Source organism: Persicimonas caeni, assembly GCF_006517175.1.
GTDB classification, from domain to species: Bacteria; Myxococcota_A; Bradymonadia; order Bradymonadales; family Bradymonadaceae; genus Persicimonas; species Persicimonas caeni.
Window position 1 is genome coordinate 7,288,884 of record NZ_CP041186.1, and the last position, 13,929, is coordinate 7,302,812.

Below are 13,929 nucleotides of genomic sequence, written 5' to 3' on the forward strand. Positions count from 1 at the left end.
TCTAACAGCGCAGCGCAGCGCCAAAGGGGCCGGTGTCGACATTTCAAGTCACTGCAACGGGATCGAGAAAGCATATGCAGTCTCTGACGCGCAACATCCGATTGGCCGCGCTCCTCGTGCTGAGCGTCGCGTTGGTAGGCTTGTCGGCCTGCAGCGACGACGACAGCACGAATAACAATATTGGTGAGGGCGGCGGCGGACGAATCATGGTCCAGCCGATCAGCGTGACCTTCTCGCGATTGGAACTCGGCACGACCGAGACCCGAGAGGTCACCATCTGGAATATCCATGACTCGGAGAGCCTGCGGCTCAACGACATCAACCTCGAAGCACGCGAGGGCGGCTCGATCGACGACTTGTCGCTGCAGAATGCCCCGGAGGCCGGAACGCTCATCGCGCCGGGCGAATCGGTCAAGATGCAAGTCGAGTTCACCGCTCGAGGCCAGGCCAACGCCGGCGTCATCAAGATCGTGAGCAGTGACACCGACTACACCAAAGACGAGCCGTATACGCTCGACGTGGACACGTTGGCGAACCGACCAGAGTTGGTGGTCGAGCCGGAGACGGTGCGCTTCCCGCGCCTTTCACCGCCGGACAGCGCCGATCAGGTGCTCGAGATTCGCAATTACGGCTCCGCGCCGCTGGTCATCCACCGAGTCTCATACTCCGGCGGTAGCGACTTTCGCATCGAAGAACCCCAGGGCGAGATCGTTCTCGAGCCGTACGACAGCAGCGCAGTCGAAGAGAGCCCCGATACTTATTTGCTCGACATCCCCGTGCACTATGCGCCGCAAGGCGGGGGCGGGGACAGCGGCGAGATTCTCATCGAGTCGAATGACACCCGTGGCGACACCAACGAGGACGGCCGAGGCGTCTATATCGTCGACGTGCGCGCCAACGCGCAGTCGCCGTGCATCTTGGTCGACGGCACGACCCGTCATTTCGGCCAGGTCCCCATCGGCGGTGAGTCCACCGACGTGGTCAGCGTGACCAACTGTGGTTCGGAGACCCTCGAGATCAGTGGTATCGAATTGTCCGAGAACACCGCGGACAATGAATTTGCTCTCGACCTCGGTAGCTGGGACGTCAACGGCGACGACCAGCTCGACGACGTGGTCGAGATCGAGCCCGGTGAGCGCGAGACCTTCCAGATCGACTACGGCCCCATTCAAGTCGGCAGCGACACTGGCAAGGCGCTCATTTTGAGCAACGACCCCGCCCAGTCGAGCCTCGAACTCGAGTTGGTGGGGCGCGGCTCCGACGGCCAATGTCCCGAAGCGGTTTTGACTGCCAAGGTCCGCGGCGTGAGTGCGGCTCCCCGCCCGACGGTGAGCGCAGCGCCGCTCGACTATATCATCTTGGACGCCTCCAATAGTGACGACCCGGATGGCCGCGTGGTCGACTACGAGTGGACCCCCCTGGAGCTGCCCGACGGGGCGCAGGACACGCTCGGGCCGACCGCCGAGGACCCCACCGATGATGATCCGTCGCGGCGCGAGTTCCGTGCGCTGCTCGCCGGAACGTACAAGTACGCCGTCGACGTCATCGATAACGAGGGCTTCCGTTCGTGCGAGCAGGCCGTGGCGACGATTGTGGCCACGCCCAACGAAAAGATTCACGTCGAGTTGACCTGGACCAACCCCGAAGATCCCGACGAGTCGGACGACAGCGGCAGCGACGTCGACGTCCACCTGGTCAAGATGGGACCGGGGCAGTGGTTCAAGTCGCCGTACGACATCTATTTCCGCAACCCGAATAGCGGCTCGGGCGGTGACTCCGGAATCTGGAACCCGGAGAGCCCCAGCCTCGATATCGACGATACCGACGGCGGTGGTCCCGAGAATATCCAAATGGACGATCCGGCCGACTGCGAGTGGTATGCGGTGGGGGTGCATTATTACCGACAACTCTTCGGTACGGCTTATGCCACCGTGCGCATCTACGTGAACGGCAACCCGGTCTACGAGCAGATCAACAAGCCGCTGCAGCGCGGCGGTCAGTTCTGGGACGTCGCGCGCATTCACTGGAATCAAGGCGTGGTGACCGTCCAAGACGTCAACACCGTGATGCCGGCTGCGCCCATCGGAGACGAGCCGGAGGTGACCGACGGCATGCGCACCCTCGACGGCCAGAACAACCCCCGTTACTGCACGTCTCAGGGGCTTTACTGAGGATTGTGAGTTAGGCGGTTGAATACGAAGAGCGCCCCGGCCGATGCCGGGGCTTTTTTCGTGGTTAATGAAGGTTTTGCAGATGCACTAGGTGCGCTATGCTGACAAACCGACCGGTTCGCGCGCCGGTGCTTCTCGAATCAAAATAGGTGTAGACATGGCGCTTCCCGAAACATCCTGCCCGCAATGTGGCCGTCCGACGGCTGCCGGGCAGCAGTGTGGCCACTGCGGCCACGCGACCGCTTCGACGCCGTGGTTCCAGGTCGGCCAGACGTACGACACGCTGATCGACCCGGCCGCGGTGGGAGTGGCTGTCGAGGCCGATACGATCCAGGTGACCCTCGAGTTCGCCGAGTTGTGGGAGAGCTACGAGCGTCGTCGAGTGCTCTTGGCACATCCGCTGGCGTTCAGCCATGCCGGCGGCGAACCCATCGACTCGGCCGCACTCGACACGCTCGAGCACCGATCTTTTGTCGTCGAGCAGGAGGAGACCTACGCGCGGTCTGAATACGAGGTGCTCCCCGAGGACATCGAGGCGAGCGTGCGCAAGCCTCTGACCCGCGAGCGGCACAACGGCAAGGTCGTCTCGGTCTTTACCAACGACAGCGGATTGGCGCTCGACGAAGTCGTCGAAGTCGCGTCCAACCGCTTGAACTTGGCCCAGATACGAGGCATCTACCTGCCGGTGCTCGACGCCGTGGCCGATCTGCACGAGCGTGGCATGTTGCATCTGCGCCTTACGCCGTGGACGCTTCGAGTGCGTGACCCCTCCGACAGCAAGGGGCTTCCGTTGGCCTTCCTTCGGGATTCGATGGAAGAAGGGCAGCCGGTGCCACACACCGCCGGCTTGGGCGATGAAGAGACTTTCTCGGAGATCGAGGAAGACGCCGTCCCTGCTGATGCCGATCAAACCTCCGAGTTCGTCAACGATTTCGCTGCTTCGCGCGAAGCAGACAAGACCCGTGACGACCTGATGCCGCTGGTGATGGCCGATTTCCCTTCGCGTGTGGAGGAGTCCGAGCCGGTCGACACCGATAGCTTCTTTGCCACGCAGTCGGAAGCATCACTCGGAGTCGAAGATGAGGCGGCCGACCTCGAGGTTTTGTTCGACAGCGTGGAGGGCTTTTTCAAGTTCGACGGCAGCTTCGACGAGGTGCCGATCATCCGCGGCTTTTCGCCCCCGGAGATGATGGGGCGTTCGCAGGTCGATATCACCGAAAGCTGTGATGTCTTCAACCTGGGCATGCTGCTGTATTTCCTCGTCGCCGGCCAGCTTCCGCCCGTGTCGGTCTACACCCGACATATCCCGGCGATTCCGGCGCGCAACCTGCGTCCGTCGTTCCCACCGGGATTGCAGTCGGTTATCGGTCGCGCCACACGTCCCGACCCCAACGAACGGTACCCGAGCGTCGATTCGCTCAAGCGGGCCTTCGAGCGTGCTTGTGAGGTGATGCAAAAGCGTGCCGAGCTTCCCGGTGGCAAGACGCCGCGGATGATGGCGGCGGTCGACACCCACGTCGGCATTGCCAAGCAACGGCGCAACCCGACCAACCAGGACGCAGTTTTTGGTGCCGTCTCGGATGACCGGCGTTTTTCGTTGATGGTCGTCGCCGACGGCGTATCGACGGCCTCCTACGGCTCCGGAGATTTGGCCAGTTCAGTTCTGGCCGAGGAGGCGGAGCTCGCCTGGGAAGAGCTGCACCCCAGCTACTTGATGGACGAAGCGATCAATCCAACCGCAGCGATTCAGAATATCCTGAACCGGGCGAACGACCGGATTGTCGACTACGTCAACGAACACTTTCTGCCGTTTCGCGGTGGGCCGCACGAGGTGATGGGCACCACGGCGCTGGTGGCGATGCTCCACGACGGCATGGTCACGCTGGCCACGCTGGGCGACAGCCGGGTCTACTTGCACCGCGGCGAAGCATTCGAGCAGCTGACGATCGACCACAACCTGTGGACGCTGAGCATTTTGGAGGGGATTCCTGCCGACAACGCGCTGGCGATGCCTCACGGCGACGCTCTCGCGCGCTGTCTGGGGACCTTTATCATCGAAAATGAGCGACTCGAGGCGGTCAACCCGGAGCCCGATGTCTTTCAGTTTCCGGTGACCAGCGGCGATACACTTCTGCTGACCACCGACGGCCTGGTCGATTTCGCCTCGGCCAACATGCTCACCGCCGAGGACTTGATCCACCAAGTGCTCGTCTCCGAGCCGGACCCGGCGCTGGCTTGCCTCGAACTGATCCTGCTCGCCAACCGCGGCGGAGGCGGGGACAATATCGGGGTGGGAATCGTCAAATTCGTTTGACGGAAAGTTCACCACGGGGGCACTGGGACACAGGGAAACTTAGCTTTTTGTAGTTCCCCGTGACCCCGTGCGCTCCATGGTGAATTGAACGCTCACTCCCCATTCGCCATCTTCTCGGCAAACTCGACCGTTTCCTTCGGTACAAACTCTTCGGGTGGCTTGCGTCGCTTCCGTTTGGGCGCGAATTCGGGGTGGTTCTTCTGGATCCAGCGCACCGTGTCGCGAAGCGTCTCGTTGGGGCTTCGAGGTTGCCAGTCGAGCTCTTCCTGCGCCTTACTCGAGTCGATGTACCAGTAGTACTGCGCCATCTCCACGCTGACGGGATCGACTTCGGCCTTCTTGCCGAAGGCTCGCATCGTGCGGTCGAGCAGCCGTGCGCCCATCACCGCGGCTTTGCCAGGTACGGGCATTTTGGGGCGGGGAATGCCGGTAATCTCTTCGAGGCGCTTGAGGAAGTCGACGATGGGGAGGTTCTGCGAACCGAGCAGATAGCTCTCGCCGGCCGGCGCCTTGTCCATGGCGGCGATAAACGCGTCGGCCGTGTCGCGCACGTCCACAAAGGACATACCGCCGGACATCTGGGCGGGAATCTTCCTCTTGAGGAACAAAACCACATCGCCCGTCGAGCTCTGCTTGCGGTCGCCGGGGCCGAGCAAGAGGGTAGGGCGCATCATCACGATGGGCATGTCGTGTTTGCCGATAAACTTCTCGCAGACCCGCTCGGCGTAGATCTTCGACAGGTAGTACGGCCAGTTCTTGACGATGGTCTCGGCCGTGGGGGAGTCCTCGCTGGCCAAGAAATCAGGACCTTCGCCCACGCCCACCGTGCCGCTGGTGGATGCGTACACGATCTTTTCGATGTTACGGTCGACCAGCGACCCCAGCAGTCGGCGGGTTCCCTCGACGTGCAGGTCGTACATCAAATGGGCGCGGCTCCGGTCGCGCTCGACCTTGCCGGCCAGATGGTAGATGCGCTCGATACCGTCGACGGCGCGGCGTACGTCTTCGGCCTCGGATAGGCTCCCCTCGACAACCTCGGCGCCCATGTCGGCGAGTTCGAGGTCGAACGATCGGGTGAGCACGCGAACGTCTTCGCCGCGGTCGAGAAGCTTTTGGACCAGGTGGCGGCCCAGAAATCCAGTTCCGCCGGTAACGAGTGTGGTCATGGTGGTACTGCTTGGTGAAGGAAGCAAAACAGCCAAAGAGCAAATGACCAAACGCTGCGGTGCGGCCATTTGCTCCTTCGCTCAAACGAGCGTTGCCGGTGTCGATAACACGCTACAGGGCAAAGACATTCTGAAACTGCATGAGTAGCTGCGGGTCGTTGGTCTTGATCTTGCCCGACATGAACTCGTCCATCGAGGGCACATAGCTCTCGGTGACGATCTTTTTGAAGATGTCGGGCGAGGTCTTGATGACGCAGTCGGCGCGACCGTCCTGGGGCTTGCCGCAACGAATTTGGCAGTCCTCGGGGTTGACGATGATCGTCCACTTCAGGTTCTCGTTGCTGCCGAGGCTGAAGTAGAAGCTGACCTCTTCGGTGAGCTTGTTGCGCTCGAACTTGTCGTTGAGTCCGGTAAAGAGCGGCGACAGATCTTCGTCGTCTCGACCAGGGCGCGCGTGCGCCGCATCGCGCAGCTTGACGATGGCTTCTCGAGTCTTCTTGCTGATGTACTCGTACTGTTCCATCGGCGACATCTCTTCGCAGTCACGCAGAAGCGAGCGCACATCGAGCATCGGCCCGATGTAGACTTTGAGCTTTCGTGATGTCACCGACGGAAGCGAACTCCCCTTGGGCAGCGCGCGGTGCGTGCCGTCGATATAAAGCGGCAAGATGTTGACGCGGCGGCTCGCCGCCAGATAGCCCACGCCACGGCGAAACTCCTGGAGCTTGCCGTCCTTGGACCGCGTCCCCTCCGGGAAGACCAGCACCATCTCGCCCTTCGAAAGGGCCTCTTCGGCGCCGGCGAGGGCACCCTCGAGGCTGCCGGATCGTGCCACCGGGATGAGGTTGGTGAAGTTGTTGAAGTAGGTCTTTCGCGCCGGATTGCTAAAGAAATAGTCGGCCGCGGCGAGGGCGCGCACGTCCTTGCCATAGTCGCCCAGCGCGTATTTGACCAAGCCCATGTCGAGGTGGCTCGAATGGTTCGCTGCCACGATGACGTTGGGGTCGTGGTGCGGAATATTCGCTCGCCCGTAGATTTCGACGTCGAAGAATTCGTCGTACGCCTTCTTCTGGCCCAGGTGCAGCATTTTCTTGCCGAACTCGGCCAGTGCGGGATGGACCGGGAACTCGTCGACTCGCTCGTGGGTCGGCTTCTTGGCGTGCACCATCGCGTGCGCAAGCTCACTGTCTTCGGCGTCGAGCAGCCGCTCGAGTTGACGCACCGTGTGCACCCCGGAGAGTTGTTCGGTGGAGACGTGGAAGTCGCGCTCGGCGAGGATGCTGGCGAGCTCGACGACCATCAAGCTGTCGAAGCCGAGGTCGTCGACAAAGTGGCTGGCGCCGTGGACGTCTTCGGCGTCGACGTCGGCCAAGCGGGCGATCTGCCCGTACAGCCAGGCCCACTCGGCCTCCTCCTCTTCGTCGACCTCCATCTCGGCGAGCTCGCGCTCGTGAAGTCGCTCGAGGATGTCGACCACGTCGGTGCGCTTGATCTTGCGCGTTGCGGTGCGCGGGAACTCCTGGTCCCAGAAACGCAGCACTTTGATGCGGTTGTGGCTCGCCATGCGGGAGCCCTCGACGCGGAAGTGCTCACGGATGCGCGAGCGCGCCTCGGCGACCTGCTCGGCGCTCGCACCCTCGTCGACGCTGGGGCGCACGAGGCAGGCGACCCGCTCACTGCCGGAGCCGTCGGGAAGGCCGACGATCGACAATTCTTCGATGTCGTCGCACGCCCCGTAGACCTCTTCGAGCTCGTCCGGGTAGACGTTCTTGCCGCCGGAGGTCACGATGACCTCCTTTTCGCGCCCGACGATGGTCAGGCGGCCTCGCTTGTCCATTTTGCCCAGGTCGCCTGTGTGCAGCCAGCCGTCTTGCAGCGCGCGTTCGGTCTCTTCCTCGCGGTCGAGATAGCCGCGCATCACGTTGGGGCCGCGGGCGATGACCTCGCCGACGCCCTCGTCGTTGGGCTCGTGGATTTTTACCTCGATGCCGGGCAGGGGCTTGCCCACGCTACCCGGGTTGAGCCCATCGTCCGGAGCATTGACCGTCAACACCGGCGCCGCTTCGGTCAGCCCGTATCCTTCGTAGAGATTGAAGCCGAGGCCGTGGAAAGCTTCGAGCACGTCTGCCGGGAGCGCGGCGCCGCCGGAGATGAGATATTTGAGCCTGCCGCCAAACGCCTTGTGAACCGCGCCGAATACGGTCGGCCCGATGTTGACGTTGAAGCGGTCACGCAGCGTGGTGTTGACGCCGAGCAGGAAGTCGAGCGCCCAGGCGACGGCCGGGGGGGCGTCGTCGATACGCTGTTTGATGCGGCGGTTCAATAGTTGCCACAGCGCCGGGACGCCGATGAGCGCGGTGACGCGTGTCGAGGAGAGCGCCGAGTTGAGTTCCTCACCCGACAACTCGTCCAGATAGGTGATCGTGGCACCTTTGGACAGCGGCATCAAAAAGCCGCAGGCGAACTCGAAGGTGTGATGGAGCGGCAACACGCTCAAGAAGCCGTCGCGCTCGTTGATGGAGAACGTCTGCTGCAGGCTCGCCAGCAAATTGGTGAAGTTCTGATGGGTCAGCATCACGCCTTTGGGCGTGCCGGTGGTGCCCGAGGTGTAAATGAGGCTCGCCAGAGGCTGGCCTTCATCCGCTGCGGCCACCAATTCGCCGGGGGCTGCGTGGGCGACCCGACCGCCATCTGCGGCAAGCTCGCCGAGCTCGACGACCTCGTCGGTCGACGAGGGGAGGGCGCGGTTGAAGAGTTGGCCGAAGGTCAGCAAGACCGCGGGGGTACCCTCTTCACGCAACATCTCCTGAAGCTCTGCGCCCAGACGCTCGTGGGCTGCATCGCTGAGGATGGCAGCGCGGGCTTGGCAGGAGCGCATCAGGTTGGCGATCTGGGCGGCCGACGAGTCCGGGTCGACCGGCACGGCCACGCCGCCGGCTTTGAGGATGCCGAAGTAGGTCATGCCCCACTGCGGGCGGTTCTCGCTGACGATGAGCGCCGAGGCGTGGTCGGTTACTCCGCAGGCCACCAGCATATCGGCGGCGCGCTCGGCGTGTTCTTTGAGCTCGCCGTAGGTGTAGCGCTCGGTGATGCCGTTGCTGTGGTGCTGCAGCGCCACGCGCTTCGAGAAGTTGTGGGTGCTGGCGTCGAACAGCTCGATCAGGTCGTCGTAGGTGTACGACTTCTTGCCGCTCGCCTTGAACTTCGCCTCGAGCTCGGGGAACGCATGGCGGTACAGTCCGGGCACGTGCACATCGAGCCAGTAATGACGCCAGTCGATATCCTCGACGGGCGAGCCGTAGCGCTTCTGCTCGGAGGCCGGCAGCGTGGACGCCAGCTCGGGCAAATTGTCCGTCAGGAAGGTAAAGGCGTTGTGATGCGTAAACGGCACCATCAACTCGAAGATCTTTTCGGTGACGCCGGTGACCGTCTCGGCGGCTTTCAAGCCGCTCTTGACCGCGTTGACCGCCTTGCCCAGTCCGCCGAGTTGCTTGGTCGGCACCTTGTCGAGCAGTCCGCGCAGGCCCTTGGCGGCGCGCTTGAGCTGCGGGGCGCTCTGACGGTCGAACTTTTCGGCGCTCACCGGAACGCTGTCGAGTGAGTTGAGCAGAAGCTTTTGCCAGGTCGGCATGCGCTTGTTGCGGTACAGCTTGCGAAGGCCGAGGTTGGTCAACTCGACGAGTCGCTCGACGGAGACCGGATTGAGGTGGCCCGAGCCGCAGTGGTAAACGTCGTGCTGGCGCTTATCGATGAGCGCAGCAGCCGCCGCGAGCATACCGCCGGCGACATAATCGACGGGCACGACGTCCAAGTTGACCCCTCGGCGCGTCGGTACGTACCGATGGCCTTTGGACATCAAGAAGACGAGCGGGGCGCTGGTGTTGATTCCCTCGTTCCAGCCCACGCTCGGGTACTGCATGGCGCTCTCGATGATCGCCGGACGGAAGATCGTCAGGTTGATCTCGTCCTTGGCGGCCGCCAACACGCGCTCTCCGAGCGACTTGGTGTAGGTGTAGATATTCGGCCAGCCCCAGAAGTCGGCGCGCTCACGTCCCTCGTGAGAGAGGCGCTTTCGCAGCCAGTCAGAGCGAAGCTTGGCCAGGGTCTGCTCGACGAGCACCGGGTTGTTCGGGTCGAGGTTCTTCTTTTTGAGCTTGTCGCGCGCCTGCTTGGCGAACTGGCTCTGGTGCTCCTGGTCGCTGGCGAGCTGCTTGGCGTGGGCGATCATGGCCAGGCAGTCTTCGATCTCACGCTCGGCGTCGTAGGAGACGCCCAACTCGGTGTAGTTCGGATAACGCGTCGGGCCGGGCAACTGCTCTTCGACCTTGCCGTCGACGTTGCCCGCCACGAAGCACGTCGACACGTGCATGTACGAGGCGTGGTTGCCCCCCAGGCGCACGAAGTCGAGCAGGTTGCGCTGACTCAGGGTGTTGATCGTCAGCGCGCTCTCCAGGTTGGGGTTGAAGTTCGTCAACCCCGCCGAGTTGATGAGCACGTCGAGGTTCGACGAGATGGCGCGAGCCTCGTCCTCGTCGAGCCCCAGGTGCGCGTCGGTGATGTCGCCAGCCAGCGGCGTGCACTTCTCCTTGATGAAGTCGATGTAGCCGTCTTCATAGATCTCGCGCAGCGGATCCATGACCGAGTTGGCGGCAATCTGCTGGAAGAAGCGCTCCTCGGCGGTCTGGGTCGCCCTCGGGCGGATGAGCACGTAGACCTGGTCGATGTCCGGGTGATACCGCAGCAGCATCGACAAGAAGGCCTTGCCCAAAAAGCCGGTGGCTCCCGTCAGCAGGATCGTGCGGCCCGACAACGTCTCGGAGACCGACCATTCCACCGTCGGCTCGACCACAGTCGAGCCGTTGGCGCCGTTGACGCCGGCAGGGGCGTGCCCATTGGGCTTGTGATCGGTCGAAGAACTATCGTTCATTGTGTTCGCGTCGTTCGACATCGCGACTTCCTACTTGACGTCGGTGATGATGTACGGCGGATGATTGAGCAGACTGATGCTCGGCGAGGGGCCGTGGGTCTCTTTGGCCATCTCGAGGGCATCGTCCATCGTCTCGGCGCGCTCCCAGCCCAATCGCTCGGGCACATGCTCGTTCTCGGCGCCCACGACGATGACCCGGCCCACGTGGTTGGCGCCATTCTCGCACCAGTACCACATGTAGAAGGGGTGCACGCCGTGATAAGCGTTCCCTCTGCGAAACATCTCGATGTAGCTCGGGTTGTGCGCAAACTCCTGCTCGAACTTGTGGGCGAGCTTGTGGGAGTTGCGCGTCTCGGGCAGACACCGGTTGAAGAACTCGATGTAGCTGGGGTGATGATCCGGGTCGAACTCATCATAGCACGGGTGGGTGATGATGAGCGTGCCGTCCTTTTTGATGAGCGGCTTGCCCCGGTACATGTTGAAGAAATAACCCAGCGCCATGACCCGGACCAACAGCGGGTTCATGATCGAGTTGACGTTGTAGGGGCTCTCGAAGGGAATGCCGTAGATGACCACGTCCGACTGGCCTTCGACTTCGACGGCGTGCTGCTGCCAGCACTTCTCGAGGGTCTTGGCGTGGGTGGCTTCGGTCTCCCCGGCGAAGACCCCGATGAGGCCGTAGGGCGCGGGCACTTTGTGAAACAACGCTCGTTTGGCCGCGCGCGGCGCTTTGTTCAGCGCCCAGCGGAAAGAGCGAAACTTCATGTGGTCGGCGCCGGTCCAGTCGTCCTCGTTCTTGGCCAAGAAGTCGAGGTTGTCGTCATACATCTTGTTGTTCAACGCCGTCTCGATGTGGAAGACGTTGAGCTTCTCGTTGATGAACTTGCCGATGCGCGTGTTGCTGTCGTAGAGCGCCGAATTCTCCGGATCCATGTACGAGTCGCTCTTGGCGATCGTGTCCGGGTTATGGTGGTGGCGAATCGACTTGTAGCCCGACATCCCCGTGCCGATCGACTTGTAGCCGCCGTTCATCGGCACGTAGTTGACGTTGACGTAGATGAGCAGGTCGCTCTCGGCCGCCGCGCGCACCACCTCGACGTCTTCGCCGTGGTCGGTCTGGCCCAGGTAGACCATGCTGTCCGGATCCTCGGCGTCCATGTTGTAGAGGCGCTCGGGATAGTACTTGTCGAAAATCTTGGCGCCCACCGAGCGCTTGATCTCGGCAGGGGTCATGCGCCGGTGAAGCGCCAGCGCCATGAACATCTCGATGTCCTCGACGCCGTGGTCCTCGAGCATCTGCACCACGATTTCCAACACCTCTTGGCGGATGTCGGGGGTCTTCATCGGCGGCAGCGGTACGCTGATGTCGTCGATGGCGATGGCCACCTTCATGCCCGGCTCGAGCTGGGCGAAGAGCGGATCAACGTCTCCCTCGGGGTGGTTGAGCGCGTAGCGAATCGCTGCTCCGCGGTTCTCGATGGGCTTCATCGGCGGGTTGGCGTAAATGGCGCGCGTGCCCGCCGGAAACTTGTAGGTGAGGAAGTCTTCGGCGTAGTGCAAATAGCGCGGTGCCGAGTCCTCGTCGAGGTAGACTACGTTGTTCGAGTTTTCTGCCATGGGAAATACGTCAGTAAATAAGTGAACAAGCAAAAGAGCGAAAAAGCAAAAGAGTGAAAAAGCGGACAAGCACAGAAGAAGAGAGCTAACGAGCCGGAGAGCCTCAATCGGACAGCTTTGGGGGCCTTTTTCTCTATTACTTTTTCTCTTTTTTGCTCCGAGCTTCTACTCCAAGTTGAGGATCGGCCAGTCGTAGGCGCGAGCGTTCGTCTTCATACGAAAATCGGGGTTGACCGCACAGGGGTGGCCGACCACCGACAACAGCGGGATATCCGAGCCGCTGTCGGCATAGGCAAACGATCCGTCCAGATCGATTTCGTGCTTCTCGGCATAGCGCCGCACCCACAGGGCCTTGTTGGCGCCGGCCAGCACCGGCTTGGCCAGACGGCCGGTGGCCACTCCGTCCTTCATCTCCAGGCGGTTGGCGACGAACTCGTCGACCCCCAGGTAATCGGCCAGCGGCTCGGTGATCACGTCGAGCGCGCCAGTGATCAAGATCTGACGGTGCCCCTGCTCGCGAGACTTGTCGATGAGCGACCGCGCCCCCTTGAAGATGTTCGGGCGAATCACGTTCTCGAAGACTTCTTCGCCGATCACCACCAGGCGGTCTTCCGAGTAGCCGGCGTAATTCTTGTAGAAATGCTCGTTGAACTTGCGCCGGTCGAATTTGTCGGCCAGCCAGTAAGCCGGAAGGCTCGCCAGCAGGCCGGCGGTCTTAGTCAGCTTTTTTGCGAGATAAGGCGTGTTCAGCGCGTAATATGCATAGGCATGCACGACGTTAGTCTTGATGAGGGTTCCGTCGACGTCGTAAAACGCCGCGGTTCCACGCTTTTTCTTGGCTGCGGTCATGAGGTCACTCCACCGGGATGACACGAATACGCCCATTGTTCGAGCGGCGAAATCTTCTAGTGGTTGGGCTAAATGACTGTCAAGACGCGACTTTTTCTGACTGACCAGTCATGGCCCGGCTCGAGCAGGTGAGTTGCGCCGGCAACTCAACGGCCACTATCCAAATTCCACGCAACGGGTTATAACAAGGACGAACCTCTTTCGGATAACGACCCAAACGCGATGGACACCTCCCAGCTTCTCGAACAGGTCAACGACGTCATCGACTCGTTGTTCAGCAGCGGCTCGCGCTACCAGCTCGAAAAGATCGTCACCATCGCGGTCTATGCGATCATTTCGGTGGCGAGCTTGGTGTGGGCCTTCAGTGGCGGTAGCGGTGACAACGAGCTCGGTGCCAAGTTCGAGGTCGAACAGCTCACCGAGATCGATGACCTGAACCTGCACCTGATTAACGACTCGGATGCGTGGACCAACGTGCGAGTCGTCCTCAATCAGAAGTATCTTTGGACGACCGACAAGGTCGAGGCCGGTCGTCAAAAGACCCTGCGCCCCAAAGACTTCGAGTATTATTACTACATCCCGCGCCCCTGGGGCCGCCACGATTGGGAGCTTCTCGCCCAAACGCCCAAGCCCGGCCCCGAAGCCCCGTCGACCCTCGAGGTCGAGTTTGTCCAGATTCGCGCCAGCCAGGGAAGTAGCGACGTCTCTTTCGGCGCTGAAGGCAATACGGAGTCGGGCACCGGCGAGAACGTCGCCGAAGCCCAATAATACTCCAGCGCCAAAGGCGCTAACGTCGAGAGTGACGTTGTCGTGATACGCGGCCGCCGACAGCCTTCCTGAGCCGTTTTCCGCCGAGCACCTGAGCCAACCGAGGGGACCGTGTCT

7 protein-coding genes are annotated in these 13,929 nt (G+C 61.9%); 3 read left to right on the forward strand and 4 right to left on the reverse strand.

What is annotated here, in order from left to right:
• The first annotated feature begins 74 nt into the window (after nucleotides 1-74).
• Nucleotides 75-2,171 carry a choice-of-anchor D domain-containing protein gene (locus tag FIV42_RS27120; RefSeq protein ID WP_141200727.1) on the forward strand — a complete coding sequence of 699 codons (2,097 nt, stop codon included), beginning with the start codon at nucleotides 75-77 and terminating at the stop codon, nucleotides 2,169-2,171.
• Nucleotides 2,172-2,328: 157 nt separating this feature from the next.
• Complete coding sequence (locus tag FIV42_RS27125) at nucleotides 2,329-4,485, forward strand: protein phosphatase 2C domain-containing protein (protein WP_141200728.1); 2,157 nt, start codon at nucleotides 2,329-2,331, stop codon at nucleotides 4,483-4,485.
• A 92-nt stretch (nucleotides 4,486-4,577) separates the two neighbouring features.
• Here FIV42_RS27125 and FIV42_RS27130 read toward each other — a convergent pair whose 3' ends face one another.
• From FIV42_RS27130 to FIV42_RS27145, 4 genes are all read right to left on the reverse strand, one after another.
• Complete coding sequence (locus FIV42_RS27130) at nucleotides 4,578-5,651, reverse strand: NAD-dependent epimerase/dehydratase family protein (RefSeq protein WP_168210981.1); 1,074 nt, start codon at nucleotides 5,649-5,651, stop codon at nucleotides 4,578-4,580.
• A gap of 112 nt (nucleotides 5,652-5,763) precedes the next feature.
• Complete coding sequence (locus FIV42_RS27135) at nucleotides 5,764-10,578, reverse strand: AMP-binding protein (protein ID WP_168210982.1); 4,815 nt, start codon at nucleotides 10,576-10,578, stop codon at nucleotides 5,764-5,766.
• 30 nt (nucleotides 10,579-10,608) lie between these two features.
• Nucleotides 10,609-12,195 (reverse strand): lactate racemase domain-containing protein, encoded by a 1,587-nt coding sequence (locus tag FIV42_RS27140; RefSeq protein ID WP_141200731.1) that lies wholly within the window; start codon nucleotides 12,193-12,195, stop codon nucleotides 10,609-10,611.
• Nucleotides 12,196-12,360: 165 nt separating this feature from the next.
• On the reverse strand, nucleotides 12,361-13,044 hold the full coding sequence (locus FIV42_RS27145) for an HAD family hydrolase (RefSeq protein WP_141200732.1): 684 nt from the start codon (nucleotides 13,042-13,044) through the stop codon (nucleotides 12,361-12,363).
• 222 nt (nucleotides 13,045-13,266) lie between these two features.
• Between FIV42_RS27145 and FIV42_RS27150 the strand changes: the two genes are divergently transcribed.
• Nucleotides 13,267-13,812 (forward strand): hypothetical protein, encoded by a 546-nt coding sequence (locus FIV42_RS27150; protein WP_141200733.1) that lies wholly within the window; start codon nucleotides 13,267-13,269, stop codon nucleotides 13,810-13,812.
• Nucleotides 13,813-13,929: the final 117 nt, after the last annotated feature.

What these genes read in the sequence shown, in the direction of transcription:
- FIV42_RS27130 (WP_168210981.1), bottom strand. Translation starts at nt 5,651, where the DNA reads ATGACCACACTCGTTACCGGCGGAACTGGATTTCTGGGCCGCCACCTG.
- FIV42_RS27150 (WP_141200733.1), top strand. Translation starts at nt 13,267, where the DNA reads ATGGACACCTCCCAGCTTCTCGAACAGGTCAACGACGTCATCGACTCG.
- FIV42_RS27140 (WP_141200731.1), bottom strand. Translation starts at nt 12,195, where the DNA reads ATGGCAGAAAACTCGAACAACGTAGTCTACCTCGACGAGGACTCGGCA.
- FIV42_RS27120 (WP_141200727.1), top strand. Translation starts at nt 75, where the DNA reads ATGCAGTCTCTGACGCGCAACATCCGATTGGCCGCGCTCCTCGTGCTG.
- FIV42_RS27135 (WP_168210982.1), bottom strand. Translation starts at nt 10,578, where the DNA reads ATGAACGATAGTTCTTCGACCGATCACAAGCCCAATGGGCACGCCCCT.
- FIV42_RS27125 (WP_141200728.1), top strand. Translation starts at nt 2,329, where the DNA reads ATGGCGCTTCCCGAAACATCCTGCCCGCAATGTGGCCGTCCGACGGCT.
- FIV42_RS27145 (WP_141200732.1), bottom strand. Translation starts at nt 13,044, where the DNA reads ATGACCGCAGCCAAGAAAAAGCGTGGAACCGCGGCGTTTTACGACGTC.